Genomic DNA, 20,373 nt, shown 5'->3' with positions numbered 1-20,373 from the left:
CTTATGGAACAACAGAAGCGGTGCGTGCTCGCACCGCTTCGCATATGGAGACGAATGATGATCGTACCGCATTTCAGGCCCGCAATTCTGGCACTTTCGATCCTGCTCGGCATGTCGGGACAGGCGCACGCCCATCCCGGTCACGCCGACACGGCGCCAGGCGGAGAAGAGCCCGCCTCGATCGAACGCCACACCGGCAGCGCGCCCGGCCTCATCCTTCAGGCGGTGACGGTCCGGCCCGGCACGGAAATGCTCTACCTCTCGGGTCAGCTCGCATCGCCGATCGACGAGGAAGCGGTTCAGGCGAAGGACCGGTCCGAGATCACCGCCGCCGATTACGGCGACACGAAGACGCAGACGATCAGCACGCTGAACAAGATCGCCGCGATCCTCGCCGAACACGGCTACACGATGAGCGACGTCATCAAGATGACCGCCTTCGTCGCCGCACCCGAAGGGCAGGATGCGATGGATTTCGCAGGCTTCAACGAAGGATTCCGCCAGTTTTTCAATACGGCGGACAATCCCAACACGCTCGCCCGCTCCACGGTGCAGGTCGCCGCGCTCGCGGCACCGCAATTCCTCGTCGAGCTTGAGGTCGTGGCCGCAAAATGAGGAGCCAGGTGCGGGGCGGGGCCGTTTCGGACGGCCCCGCCCCCGCCGGGACGCGCGCCTTCGCGCTGCGCCCGGCGGTGATGGATGACGCGGGCGATCTTCGCCGCCTGATCCGGCGCTGCGTCGATGAATTGCTGCCCGATGTCCTGACCCCGGAGCAAGTGCGATCGAGCCACCGGTTCATGTCGCTCGACACGCAGCTGATCGAGGATGGCACCTATTTCGTGGCGGTGGATGGTGGAACGATCATCGGCTGCGGCGGATGGAGCTTTCGCGCGACGCATTACGGCGGCGACGGTAGCACGGGTCGCGACGCGCGGCGGCTGTGCCCCAAAAGCGAACCGGCCCGGATCCGCGCGATGTACACGAGCCCCGCGCATACGCGCCGCGGCGTCGCGCGCGCCATCCTGCACGCGAGCGAAAGCGCCGCCCGCGCCCATGGCTTTACATCGACGACCCTTGGCGCGACGCTCGGCGGGGAGGCGCTCTACCGCCTGTGCGGCTACACCGAAATCCGGCGGTTTCACGATGGCAACGTCCCGATTATCGAAATGACTAAGCCGCTTTCCTGACCCATGGATCGAGAGGCCGGTATGGGCGGGCGTCACCGCGGCATCGGGCAATCGGCGGGGTGATCGCCTTCGTGCGTTGACCGCGCGCGGGATAGCAACCAAAGGGTACCATTCCGCGCGGACGGATCGGCGCGAAGGCGTGCCGGCGATGCGCGCAATTGGGGAAACGGCGACATGGGGCATGAGGGCGGCGGCTCGCTGATCGGGCAGATGCTGGTATTGCTGGCTGCGGCGCTGGTGTTCGTGCTCGTCTTTCGCAAGCTCGGCCTCGGCGCGACGCTGGGCTATCTCGTGGCGGGCGCGTTCGTCGGGCCGCAGGTGACCGGGCTTGCCGGCGGCGATGGCGCGGACATGATCGGTTTCGCCGAATTCGGGATCGTCCTGCTGCTGTTCATCGTGGGGCTGGAGCTGGAACCGCGGCGGCTCTGGCGTTTGAAGAGCGCGATCTTCGGCCTCGGCCTTGCGCAGGTCGCGTTGTGCGGGCTCGCCATGGTGGCGGTGATCTGGCTCGCGGCGTCCTTTCCGCTGGGCGCGGCGCTGGCCATCGGTCTTCCCCTCGGGCTGTCCTCCACGGCGCAGGTGCTTCCCATGCTGCAAAGCTCGGGCCGGTTGCGCACGCCGTTCGGGGAGCGAGCCTTTTCCATCCTGCTGTTTCAGGATCTCTCGATCATCCCGCTGATCACGATCGTGACGGCCCTGTCCGTCACGGGCGGGGAGGATACGGGTGCGGGCGGCTGGGTTCTCGCCGCACAGACCGTCGGCGCGATTGGGGGGCTGGTGCTGGCCGGGCGGTTTCTCCTGCGCCCGCTGTTCGGGCTCATCGGGAGGCTGGGCGAGCGGGAGATGTTCGTCGTCGCCGGCCTGTTCACCGTGGTCGCATCCGCTGCACTGATGGAGAGCATCGGTCTTTCCACCGCGCTTGGCGCGTTCATCGCGGGGGTCATGCTGGCCGATACGCCCTACCGGCACGAGCTGGAGGCGGATATCGAACCGTTTCGCTCGATCCTGCTTGGCCTGTTCTTCCTGTCGGTGGGCATGATGCTCGACCTGTCGGCAATCGCGCGCGAACCGGCCTTCGTGATCGGCATGGCGGCGGCGCTCGTCGTGGTCAAGACGGCGGTGATCTTCGGGCTGGGCATGCTGCTGCGCATGGGCTGGCGCGCGGCGCTGGCGCTCGGCCTTTTGCTGAGCCAGGGGGGCGAGTTCGGCTTCGTCCTGTTCACGCAGGCGTTCACCGGCGGCATTATCGATGCCGAAACCAACAGCCTGTTCGGCGCCATCGTCACGCTCAGCATGGCGACCACGCCGTTCCTCATGATGGTGACGCGCCGCATCCGGTCCGGCCCCGGCGACACGCGCACGCGCGAAGGGCCGCAGCCGGACGGGGCGTCGGCGCTCATCATCGGTTACGGACGGTTCGGACAGACGGTGGGGCAAATCCTCACGCTGGCCGGCATCCGCATCTCGCTCATCGATCGCAAGGTCGACCAGATCGACGTGGCGGACGAATTCGGCACGCGCGTGCATTACGGCGACGGCTTGCGGATGGACGTACTCCGACAGGCCGGCGCGGCGGAGGCCTCGCTCATCTGTTTCTGCATCGACGGCAATCAGCTGTCCTCGGAATTCCTGGCGTCAGTCGGGGATGCGTTTCCCGATGCCGCCGTAATGGTCCGCGCCTTCGATCGCCGCTCGGTCATGGCGCTTTCGCCGCCGCGCTATCGTTTTCTCGTGCGGGAACTGCGCGAATCCGCGATTGCCATGGCGCGCGCCGCGCTGGACTGCGTTGCCGTGAACGAAAGCGAGATCGACACGCTGGAGGCGAAGTTCCGCGAGAACGATCGTCAGTGGCTCGCCAATCAGATCGCGAAGGGCGACCTGCACGCGGATAACGGGCGCGACGCGTCCGCTCCGCCCGCGATCACGGAATAGGCGCCGCGGGGCGGCCGGCCCGGTCGGTGGTGACAGCGTTGTGCAAATATCCGGCCGAGTTCGGCGAAACGGCGTCAGGTCAAGGGAAGGACGATGCGAAAACACGCGCCGTCCGCACTCTCCATGAGGGTGAGCGTTCCGCCCGCCGCCTCGATCAGCGACCGCACGATGGGTAGGCCGAGCCCGCTTCCGCCCGATGTCCGGCGCGTGGTGAAGAACGGCTCGAACACGCGGTCCCGATCCGCTTCGGGAATGCCGGGGCCGTCATCCTGCGCGATCAGGTGGACGGCGCCGCCCTGGACGCCGGCACGGAACGCGATGGAACGCGCGCCGGCCTGCCTGCTGTTTTCGATGAGTGCGCTGATCACCGCGTCGAGCGAGACTTCGGCCATCGCGACGAGGCGGGGGCAGGCCTCGCAGTCGACCGCGACGGTGAATGTTGCACGGTTCTGCGCATCGGTTAGGCGCAGCAGTACGTCGCGAAGGTCGCCAGAGTCGCCCGATCCGCCGGTGCCGAGATCGGCGCGCGCGAGTTCGAGCAGGCGCGTCGCGAGCAGGGTGAGCCGGGCGGCATCGGCATCCGCATTGGCGAGGAAGCGCGCGCGTTCGTCCGGCGACATGTCATCGCCGTGGTCGGACAGGATTTCGAGCGCGCCGCGAATACCGGACAGCGGCGTCTTGAACTCGTGACTGACCGCATGGGCGAAATCGCGAAGATAGCGCGAGCGTCGCTCGATCGCATCGGCCATGCGCGCAAAATCGGTATAGAGCCCCTGAATCTCGACCGCGGCGGTGCGGGGCGGTTCGGGGATCGATTCTTCCGCGGTGCCGAGCGCACGCGTCGCGCGGCCAAGCGCCTCCACCGGGCGGACGATCGCACGTGACAGCACGCCGCTCAACACGATGAGCAGGGCGAGGATCGCAGCCACGCCGAGCGCGATCTTCCCCCGATCGGCGTAAAGCCCGCGAAACAGATTGCGCGCCTGCCGCGACAGGAGCAGCACGCCGACGACTCTCCCGTCCACCACCACGGGCCGGGCATGATGCAGGCGCACGGCCGCGGCGCGCGACAGCCATTCGAGGCGATAGGCGGCGCGTTCGGCGCGCGTGAGGCGCAGCACGGTCGCCAGCCGGCCGTTCAATGCGGCGCGTACTTCGGGCAGGGCGGCAAGGCTTGCGCGTGCACCCGGCGCGGCAATCCGGCCTTGGCTGTCGAGGAGGAGAATCGCCGCGAGGGTGACGCTGCTGGTCTGCGCGAACACGGGTGCGAGCGTGGCCGCCGCCATCGTCGCCGACTTGTCCGCAGGGGCGGCGGGGACCGGCGTCGGACGGGCGGGCAGGACCGCGCTGCGGCTCAGGTCGATGCGCGGCAGTTCCGGGCGAAATCCGGTGCGCGGGATGCGGGGCGGTGGCGCGCCGGGCCAGTCCGCGGCAGCAATCGCGGCGAGGGCGGCACCCTGCGCGACAAGCTCGCCCTCGGTCTGACGAACCAGTGTGTTTTCGTAAACGCGCAGGAACATCGCCGCAATTCCGGGGAGTGCGGCCACGATGAACAGCGTGGCGAACACGATGGTGCGCAGGCGCAGGCGCGGCCAGTGCGCCCTGATCCACGGTCTGATTCCCAATCCGCGCCCGGTCACGGCGTCCGCATGCCCCGGTCGTCAGCCATCGGCGGCGGTGCAGGGGCCGAGCGCATAGCCGATGCCGGCCCGCGTTTCGATCAGCGTCGTGGCGCCCACCGCCGCAAATTTGGCCCGCAAATTGCGGATGTGGCTGTCGATGGTGCGGTCGGTCACGGCAAAGCTTGGGCCGTGCACGTGGTCGATGATCGCGTCGCGGCTGAACACCCGGCCCGGCGCGGAGGCGAGCGTGCGCAAGGTCGCGAATTCCGTCACGGTGAGCGGCACGTCCGTACCGTTCCACGCCGCGCGCCAGCCTTCGCCATCGATGGAAAGGCTGTTGTGCACGATACGTCCGCCGGCGCATTCGCCGCCCGGTCCGCGCGTTGCGGCGCGGCGCAGGATTGCCTGCACCCGCGCGGTTACCTCGCGCGGGGAAAACGGCTTTACCACGTAATCGTCGGCGCCCATTTCAATGCCGATCACGCGATCGATCTCCTCATCGCGGGATGACAGGAACAGGATCGGCACGTCGCTTTGCGCGCGCAGGCGCCGGCACGTTTCAGCCCGTCCATGCGCGGCATGTTGATGTCCAGGATGACGAGATCGGGCGCGCGGGCGGCGACGGCGGCAAGCGCAGCCTCCCCATCCTCGGCCTCGATCGTGTCGAGCCCCGCCTTGCCGAGCGCGAAGCCAAGCAACTGGCGAATATGGGGGTCGTCGTCGACAATGAGGATCCGGCGCGGCATGGGGGACAGGATCACGGCTTTTTCACGCCCGTCAATCCTTCGCCGCGCGTGGCGGACGCGATGGGGGCGCCGTCGCATGCGCGTCCATCCCACCTTGGACCGGGCGATTTCGGCGCGCCGCGGAGCATGCGATCGGACTTTTCAAGACGGCGCGCGCCGGTCACGCTCCACCCCTGCCAGTGGGATTGCGATGCGCGCAGGTCGGCACGGATCCGTTCGCTCAACGCGGCGGCGCGATCCCGCGTCACCAGATCCACCGGCGCATTTCGTAATTGGATCAGGGGGATAAGCGACGATGTGCCAAGCGATTCGAGGTAGCAGAGGTCGAGCGTATTCTCATTGCGGGCGTGGCGAACGTTCCACGCCGCCGCAAACGCCCCCGCATCGACGATCCCGAAAAGGCTCAGCATGCCCATCAGAACGAGCGCGTTCGCATTGATGAGCCAACCCGCCGACCGCCCGGCCATCAAGCGCCAGCAGATGAGCACGAGCCCGATGGCGACGCTTATCATCCAGGCGAGCGCCGCGATGCGCATCACGGTGAGGGAATAGGCCGCGATATAATCGACGAGGCGCAGCATGCTGGACGCGACGAGCAGGATATTCTGCGCCACGAAGGCGAGCAGGAGTGCGCGCACCCCGCCATTCGCCGCCGCCGGCGAGCCGGGACGCAGCGCGAAAAGCACGAATCCTCCCGCCAGAAGCGCCGTCAGGATGAGCGTATAGGCGCCGCGATGCGCATAATCGGCCAGCGTGACCCCCGCGGGCAAGGCTGCGCCGCTCCACAAGAAGACGAGGTCGAGCGTGTTTTCCACCATGAAGACGGCATTGAACACGCCGAGCGTGAGCAGCATCGCGGTTACCGGCATGTCGAACGCGGCACCACGCGACAATCGCATCCGCTCCGACATGCGGACCGTGCGCGGCCGTAACGAGGGCCAGACAAGGCACAGCGTCACGAGCAACAGGACCGCGTGCGGGACGAACAGCTCCAAGTCCGGCATCGCGGCGGCGGCGAAGACATCGCCGATCACGGGATTGGCGCTTGCAAACAGCAGGAGGAAGATCGCGCCCCCGGCGAACGGCATCGCGACATGCAGAACGATGGACCGTGTGCGCGTGCCATCGCGTGGCAGAAGCCGCATCGCATGGGCAAGATCGATCGCCACGCGAAACGGCGCCATTGCCGCAAGGATGCAGAGCCGCACGAACCAGTATCCGGCATGATCGAAATCATGACGCGTGAGCAGTGCGACGCTGCCTATCGCGGTGAGGAACAGCAGCACCGCGAGCACCCCGGGATCGAGGATCAGGACGAGGGCATATGAGAACGCCGCCCCGATGCCGATCCTGCCTGCGCGCGATCGCCGCGCGGATTGCGACACCGCCACGAACAAAAGCCAGACGAGCGCGAACCCGCCCATGACGGAGCCGCCGCGATATCCGAAAAACACCACTTCGGACAAGGCGAGCAGAATGGCCGCCATCGCCAGCTTGGCAAGGAAGCGGAACCGCGCGGATTGCGGCACGGCGCGGGAAATGGGCATGGGCTGTCTCCGTCTGTTCGCCCTTTTCATGCCCGCGCCGTATGTGGCCCGGCGTGCGATAGCGATGGGCAAGCTGTGCCCATGTCGTGCAGATTTCGTGCAGGGCAGGGGGCGTTGCGCCCGCGTTGCCGCGCCCGCAGGGGGCGCGCGCCGTCATTTCGGGCGAAGCGTGCGCGGTGCGTTTTTGCGATTGTCGCGGTTCGAAAACCGGGTAAACAGGCGCGGTGCAGGCTGGCAGGGCGGAGATGTTTCGCTGCGGGCCTGGGAGTTCAAGGCCCGATGCTATTCGACAGGGTAAAGCCGCTCGACGCTATTCTCGCGACGGCTCAGAAGAAATCGTTAAAACGCACGCTCGGCCCGATACAGCTCATGCTGTTCGGGATCGGCTGTATCATCGGCACGGGCATTTTCGTGCTCACCGCCGGCGCGCAAAAAGCGGGGCCGGGCCTGATGCTGGCGTTCGTGATTGCCGGGCTGGTCTGCGTGGTTGCCGCGCTCTGCTATGCCGAAATTGCCGCGATGATCCCGGTTGCGGGATCGGCCTACACCTATTCCTATGCGACGGTGGGCGAATTGCTGGCCTGGACGGTGGGGTGGGCGCTGATCCTCGAATATGCGATTGCCGCATCGGCGGTGTCGGTCGGGTGGTCCGGCTATTTCAGCGGGACGATCCTGAACGAGTTTTTCGGGATACAGCTGCCGCAATGGCTGGCGGCGGGGCCGCTGGCGCTGGGCGGGGAGCCGGGGGGCTTCATCAACCTGCCCGCCATGTTCATCGCGCTTCTGATCACGGGTCTGCTGATGCTCGGCACGAGCGAGCGCGCGCGTCAATGCCGTGCTGGTCGCGATCAAGGTGACGGCGCTCACGATTTTCATCGCGCTTACGTTCACCAGCCCCGAATTCAATGTCGACCGGTTCAATCCGTTCCTGCCGGCGGGGTTGTTGGGGCCGGGCGGTTCGGGCGTCGGCGCGGTCGGTGCGGCGGCGACAATCTTCTTCGCCTATGTCGGGTTCGATGCCGTCTCCACCGCGGCGGAGGAAACCCGCAATCCGCAGCGCAACGTACCGATCGGGCTGGTCGGGTCGCTGCTGTTCTGTACCGTGTTCTACATCCTGGTGGCCGCGGGCGCGATCGGCACCATCGGCGGACAGCCGATCATGGGGCCGGGCGGCATCCCGTTCCCCGCAGGGTCCGAGGAGCTTGCCCGTCAATGCGCCCTGCCGCAACACGCCGCCGCGCTGGTCTGTTCGGACGAGGCGCTCGCCCATGTGCTGCGCCAGATCGGGTTTTCGGGCGTGGGCAACATGCTGGGTATTGCCGCGTTCCTCGCGCTGCCGTCGGTGATCCTCGTGCTGCTGTTTGCGCAGACGCGCATCTTCTTCGTGATGAGCCGTGACGGATTGCTGCCCGAGGTCTTGTCCAAGGTACATCCGCGCTGGAACACGCCCTATGTCGTGACGGCGATTACCGGCGTCATCGTCGCTGTCGGCTCCGCATTTTCCCGGTTGGCGCGCTTGCCGATATTGCCAACGCGGGCACGCTCTACGCGTTTTTGATGGTGGCGGTGGCGGTCATGATGCTGCGCCGCAGCGATCCCGATCGGCAACGGCATTTCCGCGTGCCTTGCGCTCTGGCTCATCGGTCCGGCGACGATCGCGGGCTGTGCGTTCCTGTTCATCAATCTTCCGTCGGAGGCCATGCTCGTTCTGCCGGTGTGGTCGGTGATCGGGCTGGTCCTGTATTTCGGGTACAGCCGCAGGCGCAGTGCGGTCTACCGCGGCGTGATCGAGGCGCATGAACCCGAATATGCCGATATGGCCCCGCATCTTCCCGGCGCGGACGAAGGGGCGAATCGTAAGCATGGGGGCGGCGTTCGGCGCGCCGCCGTTCGCTTCGGATCGTTGAGCGGGGCGCAGGCCCTTAGCGACCTGACTACGCCTTGCGTCGCCGCAACCATAGCGTGCAGCGTGCACGGCTCTGCCATAACGTTGCGATAGTCCGCGCGGCACTCTCGCGGCGCCCGCCCGGTTGTACCGGTGAGGGAAGGATGTGCGGCTCATCCTAGATCGCCAATGCGCGCAATTCCCCGATCCTGATTCCCCGGCCTTGAAGGCAAATCGGCAGCCGACGCTCTCGCCGATGTCAGCAGATCAGGCTTGCGCATCGCCCGCCCGCGCACAGGCGAAGCGGTGGAGCGGCTGCTCCTTGCTTCAGGCACGAGCTCGATTTCGGCTGCGCGCTGGCGGCACCCCTGCGCCCCATGCCGGGTTCCGGCGGACCATGAAATTTTCTCCGCACCGGAACCGGGAAGCCGGGTTGACATGCGCAACAAAAGCATCAAAGGAATAAGAACCTCAATTCTAATTCGAGTTGATGGAGCCGTTATAATTTAAAGGGAAAGGATGGGAGCATGCGGTTCTCCGTATTTCTGAATGCGCGCGCGATGCGGCCTGAAGACGACCGAAAGCTTATCAAGGATCTGGAAAAGCACGCATTGAAGGCCCGCGACTGCGGCTTCGACGCGATTTTCATGCCTGATCACCATTTCAATGGCTATATGCCGATCGCGAGCGACAGCTTCATCTTTGCTGCCTATCTCGCCGCGCAGATGCCGGACATGCATTTCGGTTTCTCGGTCGTGTCCGTGCCCCTCCATCACCCCGTCCGCCTGGCCGAGCGTATCAATATCCTCGATCAGCTTACCGACGGGAAGCTGCTGGTCGGTGTCGGGAGCGGTACCACCCCGGAGGAGATGATCGGTCTCGGCGTGAATTATGCCGATCGAAGGACGTCTCCGATCGCAATCTCGAAATTGCCGAGCAGCTCTGGGCCAAGGAGATGAACGACCCGGCGATCGAATTCGAAAACGGTCCGCACCGTGGCCGCGTGCTGCAACGCATCGCGCCGATCGCCTATACCAAGGGGCACGCCCCGCTGATGCCCGTCGCCATGAAGGAGGCGAGCACGCGCCGCGCCGGCGAAAACGGCTGGCCCGCGTTCATCCCGGCGTTCACGCCCCCGCAGATCGGCGGCACCGAACCGTTCAAGCATGTCCACAAATATTTCAACGCCTACAAGGATATCCTGACCTCTTCGGGCCATGACGAGGCGACGATCAACCGTGCGCTGGGCTGGACCACCCACGTATCAGTGCGTCCACGTCGCCGAAACGGACGAGCAGGCCCGCGAGGAACTCGAGGTTATCCTGCGCGCCTATCAGGACGCGATCGAACGCGAGGCGGAATTCAACGCGCGTGCCGAAAGCGACGAGGCGAACAAGAAGACCGAAAGCACGCCCAACGCCCTGACCGAGGACTGGATCGGGACGTGGTGTCTGTATGGCTCGCCCGAAACCGTGGTGGAGCATCTGCGCCCCTATCGCGAGCTCGGCATCGGCAACATCCTTTGCGGAACGCTGACCGGCCCGCTGACGGAGGAGAAGCTGCGCCTCGGCAACCAGACGCTCGACCTGTTGTCGACGCGTGTCATGCCGGAGCTGAAATAATGGCCCGGCAGCCGCGTATCGTCGGCATCGGCGGAACGCAGCGCCCCCGTTCGAGCACCGAACTCCTCGTGAGTTCGGTGCTCGACATCTGCGCCTCGCACGGGGCGCATGTCGAACTGTTCGGGGGCGAACGCCTTGCCGCGCTGCCCCATTTCGATCCTTATCAGCCCGAACGGACCGAGGGGGAAAAGGAACTGGTCGAGGCGGTCCGGCGGGCCGACGGCATCGTCATCGCCTCGCCAAGCTATCACGGCGGCGTTTCCGGCCTGATCAAGAACGCGATCGACCTGCTCGAGGATCTGCGGGAGGACGAGCGGCCCTATTTCGACGGGCGCCCCGTCGGGCTGCTCGTGTCCGCGGCGGGCTGGCAGGCAGGCGGGGTGACGCTCGCCGCGCTGCGGGGATCATCCACGCGATGCGGGGCTGGCCGACGCCGATGGGCATCGCGATCAATTCGATCGAACAGAAGCCTTTCGCCGAGGACGGAAGCGTCCGCGACCCGCAGATTGCCGCGCAATTCGACGCCATGGCCAAGCAACTCGCCATTGGTTGCGTCGGCCTCAGCCGGATGGATTGACAATCCGTAAACTATAACTAGAAGGCCGATTCTAATCTTTGATTACCCGCCGGTGGCGGTTGTTTCTGGGAGAGTATTAATGCGAATTTCACGGGTCAATCGTACCCTCATGAGCGGCTGTGCGCTGTTTGCTGTGGCAAGCCCGGCACTGGCTCAGGATGCGATCCCTGGTGCCGAGTCCGACCCCGCCGTTGACGCCAATGTGATCATCGTGACGGCGCAGAATCGCTCTCAGAATGTGCAGGATGTTCCCATCGCGATCGACGTCTTCGGCGACGACGCGATCGAGGATGCGGGCATCACCGATTTTCAGGATCTCACCCGCATTGCGCCCGTCCTCAACATTACGCAGGACGCGAACAACACACGCGTCGCGGTCCGCGGCGTCGGCACCAATTCGAACGACGAAGCGCAGGATCAGTCGGTCGCGATCAACATCGACGGCGAATACATCAACCGTCCCAACGTCCTGAACCTCGCCCTGTTCGATATCGAGCGGATCGAGGTCCTGCGCGGCCCGCAGGGCACGCTTTATGGCCGCAACGCGACCGGCGGCGCGATCAATTTCATTACGCGCAAGGCGGGGACCGAATTCGGCGCCGACATCAACGCCACCTATGGCAACTACAACCATGTGAAGGTCGAGGGCGGCGTCGATCTTCCGCTCGGCGAGATTGCCGGGCTGCGCGTCTCGGGTCTTTACAACAAGCGTGACGGCTATTTCTTCCACCCGAACCGCGCCGCGGCGGGCAATGACCGCGTCCGCAGCGGTACGGTACTCGCAATCTGGGTGCGCGCGCCACGTTGAGCATCTTGCCCACCGACCGTCTCACCATCGACGTGTCGGGCGAGTATGTCCGCAATGAAAACATCGTGGCGACCTTCGCGTCCTACGATTTCAACGCACCGGGCAACGGGCCGGGGGCCGATTGTTCGCAGAACGGTTTCGAAGATGCCGCCCCGCTGATCCCCGGCGGGCAGTGCATCCCCACGCGCACCGAGGTTCAGGACGCGTTCGGTGATCGGTCCAACTACGACGGCCCGCTCCCGCAGATCCCGCTCACTGAGAATAAGCAGGACAGCTACGCCGCGCGCGCGAAGGTCGAATATGACCTTGGCGGTGCGACGCTGACCTATCTTGGCGGGTATCGCCGGACGGATCAGGATGCCGATCTTTCGCTGCCGAACTACGTCTTTTTCGAATTCGGCAACCGGACCGAAACGCAGAGCCACGAATTGCGCGTGGGCGGCGAAACCGGCGCACTGACCTATCAGGGCGGCGTGTTCTTCTACAGGGAAGAGCTGAGCCTGGCTCGCGGTCTGTTCAGCCCGTTCATCGCGCCCAACGGCAGCTTCATCAACTCGTTCACCCGTGACGCCACGTCGAAGAGCTACGCCGGTTTCGGACAGGCCGAATATGCCGTGACCGATCAGGTCACCGTCGTTGGCGGCCTGCGCTACACCATCGACCGGCGCGACGGCGTTTACGGCAATTACGGTTTCCGTTTCAACACCGGGCCTGTTGCTCCCGAAGGTCCGCCGCCGTCGATCATCGACCTGAAGCAGGACAACGAGAAGCTGACCTGGCTGGCGGGCGTGAACTACAAGCCGAACCTCGACACGCTGCTCTATGCGAAGGTTTCGACCGGCTACAATTTGGCGGCTTCGACAGCGTCGGGCAGTATGCACCGGAAACCAACACCGCCTACGAAGCCGGTGCGAAGCTCGGCCTCGGTCCGGTCGGCGAACATACCATCAATGCCGCTGGCTTCTACTACGACTACAAGGATCTGCAGACCGCCGTCCTTCTCGATCCGAGCGTGGGTCAGCGGATTTTCAATGCCGGTGCCGCAACCATCTGGGGCGTCGAGGTCGAAGGCAGCTTCGAGCTTAGCCCGCGCGATTTCTTCAGCGCGTCGTTCGCCTATCTGAACGCACAATATGACGAGCTGCTTGCATCCTACGCGGTCCTGGACACGGTCAATCCGGCCAATAACGGTCTTGCCGATCTCGACCCCGGTCCGGGCGTCTCGCCGCCCAATTTGGCCGGGAACACCCTGCCGCAATCGCCGGACGTGACGATCACGCTGGGCTACGATCACATCTTCGATCTGGGCACGTCGGGCACTGTTACGGCCAGCGCGTTCTCCCGCTTCAAGAGCGCCTATTTCCTCGACATCTTCAATTACCGGTCGAGCAAGCAGGACGCCTTCACGCAGACCGATCTCAGCCTGAAGTATCAGCCCGACAGCGAGCTGTGGAGCATTCAGGGTTTCGTGCGCAATCTGGAAGACGAGCAGCCGCTCGCCTATGCCTCGTTCGTTTCGCCTGACGACAATTTCAACCTCACCTTTGGTGCACCGCGCACCTATGGCGTGCGGGTCGGCGTCGAATTCTGATCGCAAAAAGTCGCCTGTCTGCGGGCAGGCGGCATTTTGAGGGCAATCGGCGCCGTTTCGATCCCTCGTAAGATTGCAACGCGCGCGCTCCTTCATGGAGGGCGCGCGTCTGCGTTCGGGGCGCGGCGGCACGCTGTTGATTGCCCGGCGTCCCCGGACGGCGAACGGCAGCCAGCTTGACCGCGCGCCAATTTTATATAGAATGCCAATTCTAATTAAGAATGGTGGCATGCGCGGTGCACGTAGTGTTCTCGGCGCGGCACACAGCGCGAAGGCCGTTTCACACGGCGCGCAGGGAGGATGAACGATGGCGATCGAGCGGTACGTGCGCTCTTCCATTCCTAAGAACGGTTTGCCGGAATGAAAGCGGTTGCGGGTGAGTGACCCTGATGCAACCGGCCCGCTCATCCACTGATTGCGTCTCCGAATATGCCAATATGCCGTCCTCGACACGCATGCGCGAAATGGGCGGTCTGAACCTCCCAACTTTCGGTGGAACGACGGCGGCCTCGCAACTTCGATGGTGGACGGTCAGACGTCGACCGACCTGGACCGGCTGCGAATTCCGGCGGTTGATCCGGGCGCTCAAATTTACTGCATTTCGAAGACGTTCGTAACTTGTGCGGCGGACACAACTGGATCTGAAACTTCGAAGAAATGAAACTCGGCGGCGACTGAGCCGCTCGGTCTTGCCGCGCTGATCGGGGTGAAACTAGCGGCGTACTCACTGCGCGAAATAACGGTCAGATGGTCCTTCTTCGAGCGAGCCCTATGGGCGATGGGCACGCCGCGCGGGTCGACGACGAGCGGCGTATTGCCCCCCTAGGCAGCTACCGCGCGCGCGGAGTGACCTGTGTCGCTTTGTTGTCCGCCGTACCCGGTTGGCGGGCGGAAGCGGTCGAAGCGGTCGAGTCGGTCGATGATACGGTATGTGCCGCCGTGTTTCGCCCCACTACATCAACCGTGCCCGCGCGGCTTGCGGGCGGGGGAAGGGCGTTGATATTTCTCCGAGGATTCCGTTGACCGGCACTGGCGGATGATGATCGCGGTTTGCATCGGCACCGGGGCGGCACCATCCGTTGCCCAAGCATCTGGTCTGCGGCGACAGCGAGCCGCGCGCGATGACCGTCGATGATATTCATATTCGTGCCGATGAAGACACCTTGCGCCGGCGAAATTCACCACCTCCTCCCGCGTTCAGATATGCCGCCGATGCGGGCTGTTTCTGGATGCTTGCCGCCTATAACCGGGTGAACGGCGATTATTGCGCGGAACAGTATCACGTCATGACCGAGATCGTGAAGGGCGACTGGGATTATCGCGGCGCGATCATGTCGGACTGGTTCGGCACGCATTCGACCGCGCCGACGCTCAATGCCGGTCTCGATCTGGAGATGCCGGGGGCCGTTCCGCTTTCTCGGTCCGAAGGCGGCGGAGGCCGTGGCCGGGGCAGGCGACGTGCCGCAATCGCGCGTCGACGATGCCGCCGCGCGTGTTCCACCGGTCATCGCGAAAAAAATGCGACGGGGGCAAAATCACCGCTCCCTATACCGATGCCGAGGCGCGTAGCCTTCTCGCCGAGGCGGCGGCGGCTGGTTTCGTCCTGCTCAGGAACGAGAGGGGATATTCTCCCGCTCGACCCGCGAAAGCCGGGACCGTCGCGATCATCGGCCCGAATGCGGTGTACGCCCCCTGTTTCCAGGGCGGCACCTTTGCCAAGATTTCGGTCCGGCCCGATCTTCCCACGCCCGAGCAGACATTTGGTCCGTGCGCGGTATGAAAAAGGACGCTACCGTCCTGTTCGCCCCATGTCGATCTCGGCGCCGCGCCTGCCGTTCATGTCGGTCAGCCCGGCGCAGGATCTCGGCGATGGCTGCACGGCCGACGATGACGCTCGAATATTTCGCGTCGCCCTGATTGCAGCGGCACGCCGATGACGCGGGAAACGCGCGATACCAATTCGCTGGTCTGGTTCACCAGCATGCACGATCAGGCCGATTTCGCCAATGGCGGGTCGATCCGCGCATCGGGTATCTATCGCGCGGCGAAGGACGGGGCGCACGCGTTCCACCTCGGCGCGACGGGCAAGGCCCGCATGTTCGTCGATGGCGAGGAAATCGTCGCGACCACCGAAACGCCGCCGGGCGACACGATGGGCGTGCTGAAATCCGGGGACAGCGAGAGCACCTCGGTCACCCTGACAAAGGGACAGTCGGTCGAGATCGTCGTCGAATTCCCGTTCGAGGCCGCGCGCGTCCACGGGCTTTGGTACGGTGTCCGCGTGAACCGGGCAGCGTGGAGCAAATGCTGAGCGAGGCGGAGGATTGCCATGCCGCGGCGCGGGCCGATACCGTCTTCCTGTTCGTGGGCGAAACCTCCGACAGCTCCGTCGAGAGCAAGGATCGCAAGGATACGCTGCTGCCCGAGTTGCAGCTCCGGTTGATCGAGCGGGTGTCGGCGGCCAATCCGCGCACGGTGGTCATCGCCAATGTCGGCCATGCCTATGATGCAAGCTAGGAAGACGGGGCCGCGGCCCATCTCTGCAGTATGGTATCCGGGCGAAGGGTTCGCCGATGCGATCGCCGCGGTTTCACCTACGATATATGTCGAGCCGGGCGGTCGCATGCCCGTCTCCATCGCGCAGAACGAGGCGGATTACCCCGCGCCTGCACTCCAGCCGGATGCGGATGGCAAGCTCGCCTATGACGACGGCACGCGGGTCGGCTATCGCGGCATCATCGGCGCGGGCAAGCGGGCGCGCAGTACGCTCGGCGCAGGGCAGGGCTATGCCCGCTTCGACTGGCACGATGCGCGGGCGGAGGATGGCGGGCTCGCTGCGTCTGTCCAACACGCACGACCGCGCGGGCAGCGAGGTGGTCCAAGTCTGAGGATGCACCGAAACCGCATTGGTCGACTTGCCAAGATCATGCTCGACCCCGGTGAGGGGGGGCGGGGTGACCGTGCCGCTGACGCGCCGTGCCTTCGCATCGTGGCAGGACGATGGCTGGCGCTACCCGAGGGCGAATGCAAGGTTCGCGTGGCGCGTCACAGCACTACTGACGGCATTTCGCTCACGCTCGGCGATCAGCGCATTGCCGCCGGGACGCTGATCAGACGGACATGGGGGCGCGAAGCCTGCGGCTTCCCATGGGATCTGCAGGAGCCGCGACGGCGAACCGCGATACCGGGCGTAAAGGCCGCAACCCATGGCCCCCGCGCACGGCAGGGTTGCCATTGCCCATTCAAATGGGGCCAGAACTGTCTTACAAAAAAAATAGGAGAGCATTTCCAGTGACACGCCCGCACTGGTATGGTGGCGGGCGAGCGCCTTCATCGCCCAGCCTGTCTCACCGTATCGTATCGCGTCGCGGAAGCTCGACCGCGCAGATCGAGTTCGCCTACGCCGACCGCTTTTCGAGCGACGGACGGGTCGCAGCCGCGAGGCCGCCGCCGGCAAAATCGGCACGCCGGCGCGGCTATCCCGATCTTGAACCATGCTTGCCGCCGGTGCGGCGCGACGACGGTATCGATTTCAGTGTCGATCGTGACGCCCAATCCCAACTCTCTTCCCTCCGCGCGCGCTGCGGCGCTGCAAGATACGCTTCGGCTCGCGAGCGACAAGCCGATGACCGCCACGTTAACAGAGGCGCGAACTGGCCGAGACCGTGCGCGATGCGGGCTGCCCTGCTGGCCTGACCTTCTACCTACCAGCGGCGGTTATCGCTGGTCACGGCAAAGATGCAGCGATGCGATCGCCTGCAGCTCTCGCTCGGCTCGGCGCCTGGGAGGAGAGGTTTGTCGTCGAATATCCGGTGGCATGGCCGGAGGCGACCGGAAAGCGAGCCGGAGTGGCGGGTCGATCCCGAAAAGCGAAGTATAGGGCTTATCGGCGATAATATTGGCGTGCCTGCGTTCAACCTCGCCGCGAATTCGCCGGTCGGTCACCGAGGTTCTTCCTGATCTCGGCGCGGTGGTTCCGGGCCGGATGCTGGATGACGGTGCTTCTGCTTCTGCCTCGCTGAGGCGGATATGCGGCGCTCGTTCAGCCAGATCCGGGTGCTTGAGCTCAACGGGCCTGCGCATCGGTTTACGTGCGGGTTACGAGATGGGCGGAACGTGGTCTGGCATGGAAACGCCGAACAGCGTCCTGTTTCTTACAAGCCTCGACGGACGACGCCGCAGCTGTTGCGGCGCGACCTCGACGCTCGGCGCCGAAGACGGCGGGCTGACGCGGATTCCGGCGGACATCCCGAAGGCTATCTGATCCTTCGCCAATCTCTACCGCGACGCGACCATCCTGCGCGGCGAGTAGGCCTCCCCTCGCCGCTCGGATGAGCACCGAGAGTGCTGCTGGTCATCGACAGCCTGCGTGAGGCGCCAACGCGGACGCGCGGAGCTGAGGGCGAAACTCACGGACTGAAATGGGCAACGACATCGCGAAACGATCAAGGTGGACCGTGGCGATCTTCCTCGCGCAGTTCGCGGGCGACGAAGCGCCGTTCAATTCGCTCGACGCACCATTTGAATGGGCTTGCCACGGTTACGAAGGGGTGCAGATCCCCACGTTCGAACCCGGCTGACCTCGACAAGGTGAAAGTGCGATTAATTGCCGACGAGATCGCGGGCACACACGGTGAAGCAGCACTGTCGATCACCGTGTCGACGCATCTTCATGAGCTCGTCGCCGTGCATCCGGCCCATATGCGGAGTTTTGCCGCCGAACACGTGCGCGTGCAACCCTGGCGGCAACCCCAAGGCAAGGCGGTGGCGAATAATGGGTCGATCGGTCAAGAAAGTTGCCGCGTGGTCGGAGCTCAACTCGCTATGACCTCTTCCTGGCGCGCTGGCGTGGCCTCACCCTGGCCACCCAGCGCATCATGCCACGCCTACCTCTTGTCGAGGATGCGTTCGCAAGAGCTGCGCGTTAAGCGCGGGCGGGGGCCGGCGCCCATTCTCGACCGACGAGAACGGTGTCGAACGTCGCCTGAAATCCCATCCGGGCGAGCGACAGGAATCAAGCTCTGAGATGTTCCTCGACCGGGTAAGTGTTACCGTGCGTGCGCAACATCCTCAATCCGAAGCCATTTCGTGGTGCAGCAGTCTCGACCTATTCCGGGATCGTACCGAGCCTCACGCGAGCGTTGGATCCGGCAGTGTTGTTAATGCGGCGACGACGTGCCGAATTCAATCCGACCGTCTCTATGGCGGCTATCAAAGCTGGGCTCACCTGCGGCGCGGCGCTCCTCGTCGGCGATGCCTGGCGACGGGCAGGTCGATTTCAAGGCGATCTTCTCAAGATGGCGAGAACGAACTTCGATAAGTCGGCTCGAATGGGAATGCGCGCTCAAACATCCGGCATGCGTTGCTGTAGGTGTGCCTTCGCCCTCGCGACCATATCATCCTGGGTCACCGAGCATGCGTTCGACGATTTCCGCCATGGCGGCGCACGGATCGCGACCTGAACAAGCGGATCATGGGAATTGACTGATACGCTGACACGCGCAGACGGGCTGGGACCGTCGCGCTTCTCTCGGCGGGGGCGGCTGCATTAAGCGCGCGCTTTGCGATCGGGTTCCGGTGGCCGCCGTCTCATTCTCCGACCTGATGAGAAGGACGCGCTTTGGAGCGTCAGCGCACGATGATGATCGTCTCAAGGCCATTGCCGGCACTCGGCGGCGCGGTGGCGGGCGGGCGGGCGATAGACGCGCGAACCGGCGATTTCGGGTCATGGCGCTGCGCACGCTTGACGGGACGCGCGAACCGGGCCGCTCGCGGAAACCGCCTTTGGGCCACTTTGTCGCCGCAGCTGGCAGCCTGCGTTATGTCGCGAGCTGGCTCGAAAACGAGCTGGCCCGCCGAAGCGAACGGCGATTTCGTCCGCCGCACGCCGCGACATCCGCATCCTGACCGGAACTCGCTCGATGAGGCGGAAGCCTTGGCGAGGGAACGATACGCACTCCTGGCCAATCCTGGGTTAAGGGTTAAGGGGTTGATTCCTGACCGGATATATGCTGACATCGCAGGATCAACAGGATCGGAGGAACTGCGGCGGTTCAAAGAGCGCTCGTGCCCGGACAGTTCGATCCCGGTCACCCGATGGGCTCGATACGTGGCGCGGCTGGAGCGAGACGCGGCAGGAGTTTGGATGATGAGTGAAGCCATGCAATTCCGACCGTCGTTCTGGGGAATTTAGCTGGGCGGCAAAGGAGCTGACCGAGGCGGGACCTGGAAGGTGTTGATGCTGGAGCGGGCGTGGCGCGCGACATCCACAGACCGGCTACGACACCGAGATATAAAAAACCCGTGGGAAATGCCGTCTCGGAAGCGGCGATGCCGAAATGGGCGCGACTATCGGTGCAGATGCTGAACCGGCATTTCTGGAATACACGGAAAACCATTTCGTGAACGACCGCGGAGAATCCCTATCAAACGGGCGCGGCCACGGACTTCAACTGGTTCGAAGCTATAACCTCGGTGGTCGTTCGCTGACTGGGGGGCGGCAGAGCTATCGCTGGTCCGATTACGATTTCGCCGCCGAACAAGCGGGACGGGAGATGGCACCATTTGGCCGTTGCGCTATGCCGAACTCGCCCCCGTGGTACGACAAGGTGGAGAATTCATCGGCGTGTCCGGCGCGGCGGAAAGGTTTGCCGCAATTGCCCGACGGCAGTTCCTGCCTCCGTGGGATCTGAACCCGGTGGAGCAGGCCGCGCGCGAAGTATCCGTTCGCGCTGGCCCGACCGCGTGCTCACCGTCGGGCGGTCCGCCAACCTCTGGTAGATCAATGGTCAGGGACAGTGCCAGGCGCGTTCGATCTGTGCGCGCGGATGCTCTATGGCGCGTATTTCTCCACGAG

Annotated in this window: 16 protein-coding genes and 3 pseudogenes; 15 read left to right on the top strand and 4 right to left on the bottom strand. The window is 64.7% G+C overall.

Annotated elements, in window-relative coordinates; all coding sequences use genetic code 11:
• The first annotated feature begins 54 nt into the window (after positions 1 to 54).
• The 3 genes from JD971_RS00085 (at position 55) to JD971_RS00075 (ending at position 3,119) form a co-directional block, all read left to right on the top strand.
• A complete protein-coding gene (locus JD971_RS00085) occupies positions 55 to 615 on the top strand; it encodes a RidA family protein (protein WP_236672168.1) in 561 nt (186 codons plus the stop codon).
• Positions 612 to 1,187, top strand: a complete 576-nt coding sequence (locus tag JD971_RS00080; RefSeq protein ID WP_202085042.1) for a GNAT family N-acetyltransferase — start codon at positions 612 to 614, stop codon at positions 1,185 to 1,187. Before JD971_RS00085 ends, JD971_RS00080 begins: the two co-directional genes overlap by 4 nt.
• A gap of 174 nt (positions 1,188 to 1,361) precedes the next feature.
• Entirely contained in the window at positions 1,362 to 3,119 is a 1,758-nt protein-coding gene (locus JD971_RS00075; RefSeq protein ID WP_202085040.1) for a cation:proton antiporter, read from the top strand.
• Between the two features lie 74 nt (positions 3,120 to 3,193).
• Here JD971_RS00075 and JD971_RS00070 read toward each other — a convergent pair whose 3' ends face one another.
• From JD971_RS00070 to JD971_RS00060, 4 genes and pseudogenes are all read right to left on the bottom strand, one after another.
• Entirely contained in the window at positions 3,194 to 4,744 is a 1,551-nt protein-coding gene (locus JD971_RS00070) for a HAMP domain-containing sensor histidine kinase (protein ID WP_202085038.1), read from the bottom strand.
• A 36-nt stretch (positions 4,745 to 4,780) separates the two neighbouring features.
• Complete coding sequence (locus JD971_RS16355; protein WP_236672413.1) at positions 4,781 to 5,209, bottom strand: response regulator transcription factor; 429 nt, start codon at positions 5,207 to 5,209, stop codon at positions 4,781 to 4,783.
• Positions 5,207 to 5,487 (bottom strand): annotated as a pseudogene (locus JD971_RS16350) (response regulator); the annotation flags it as partial. The pseudogene JD971_RS16350 and the gene JD971_RS16355, both read right to left, overlap by 3 nt.
• Before the next feature lie 11 nt (positions 5,488 to 5,498).
• A complete protein-coding gene (locus JD971_RS00060; RefSeq protein ID WP_202085036.1) occupies positions 5,499 to 7,034 on the bottom strand; it encodes a DUF4173 domain-containing protein in 1,536 nt (511 codons plus the stop codon).
• Positions 7,035 to 7,313: 279 nt separating this feature from the next.
• Between JD971_RS00060 and JD971_RS00055 the strand changes: the two are divergent.
• The 12 genes and pseudogenes from JD971_RS00055 to JD971_RS00005 all read left to right on the top strand — a co-directional run.
• A pseudogene (locus tag JD971_RS00055) lies at positions 7,314 to 8,841 on the top strand (amino acid permease); the annotation flags it as partial.
• A 605-nt stretch (positions 8,842 to 9,446) separates the two neighbouring features.
• Positions 9,447 to 9,878, top strand: coding sequence for an LLM class flavin-dependent oxidoreductase (locus JD971_RS16345; protein WP_236672167.1), 432 nt, complete (start codon positions 9,447 to 9,449; stop codon positions 9,876 to 9,878).
• A 258-nt stretch (positions 9,879 to 10,136) separates the two neighbouring features.
• Positions 10,137 to 10,541, top strand: coding sequence for an LLM class flavin-dependent oxidoreductase (locus JD971_RS16340; protein WP_236672166.1), 405 nt, complete (start codon positions 10,137 to 10,139; stop codon positions 10,539 to 10,541).
• Positions 10,541 to 11,128, top strand: coding sequence for an NADPH-dependent FMN reductase (locus JD971_RS00045; protein ID WP_371809678.1), 588 nt, complete (start codon positions 10,541 to 10,543; stop codon positions 11,126 to 11,128). The genes JD971_RS16340 and JD971_RS00045 overlap by 1 nt, the downstream gene beginning before the upstream one ends.
• Positions 11,129 to 11,227: 99 nt before the next feature.
• The gene (locus JD971_RS16335) at positions 11,228 to 11,926 is read left to right on the top strand and encodes a TonB-dependent receptor plug domain-containing protein (RefSeq protein WP_236672165.1); all 699 of its coding nucleotides are present in this window, start codon (positions 11,228 to 11,230) and stop codon (positions 11,924 to 11,926) included.
• 32 nt (positions 11,927 to 11,958) lie between these two features.
• Positions 11,959 to 13,517: pseudogene (locus JD971_RS16930) on the top strand (TonB-dependent receptor).
• Positions 13,518 to 15,417: 1,900 nt separating this feature from the next.
• Positions 15,418 to 15,828, top strand: a complete 411-nt coding sequence (locus JD971_RS00030; RefSeq protein WP_256435317.1) for a PA14 domain-containing protein — start codon at positions 15,418 to 15,420, stop codon at positions 15,826 to 15,828.
• Complete coding sequence (locus JD971_RS00025) at positions 15,822 to 16,034, top strand: glycoside hydrolase family 3 C-terminal domain-containing protein (RefSeq protein WP_236672411.1); 213 nt, start codon at positions 15,822 to 15,824, stop codon at positions 16,032 to 16,034. The genes JD971_RS00030 and JD971_RS00025 overlap by 7 nt, the downstream gene beginning before the upstream one ends.
• A 106-nt stretch (positions 16,035 to 16,140) precedes the next feature.
• Entirely contained in the window at positions 16,141 to 16,812 is a 672-nt protein-coding gene (locus JD971_RS00020) for a hypothetical protein (RefSeq protein WP_202085028.1), read from the top strand.
• An 831-nt stretch (positions 16,813 to 17,643) separates the two neighbouring features.
• Positions 17,644 to 17,781 carry a hypothetical protein gene (locus tag JD971_RS00015; protein WP_202085026.1) on the top strand — a complete coding sequence of 46 codons (138 nt, stop codon included), beginning with the start codon at positions 17,644 to 17,646 and terminating at the stop codon, positions 17,779 to 17,781.
• Between the two features lie 157 nt (positions 17,782 to 17,938).
• Positions 17,939 to 18,097 (top strand): hypothetical protein, encoded by a 159-nt coding sequence (locus tag JD971_RS00010; RefSeq protein WP_202085024.1) that lies wholly within the window; start codon positions 17,939 to 17,941, stop codon positions 18,095 to 18,097.
• A gap of 477 nt (positions 18,098 to 18,574) precedes the next feature.
• Entirely contained in the window at positions 18,575 to 18,979 is a 405-nt protein-coding gene (locus JD971_RS00005) for a hypothetical protein (protein ID WP_202085023.1), read from the top strand.
• Positions 18,980 to 20,373: the final 1,394 nt, after the last annotated feature.

It is taken from the genome of Croceicoccus sp. YJ47 (assembly GCF_016745095.1).
GTDB lineage: Bacteria > Pseudomonadota > Alphaproteobacteria > Sphingomonadales > Sphingomonadaceae > Croceicoccus.
This window is presented reverse-complemented; position numbering and strand designations above follow the sequence as displayed.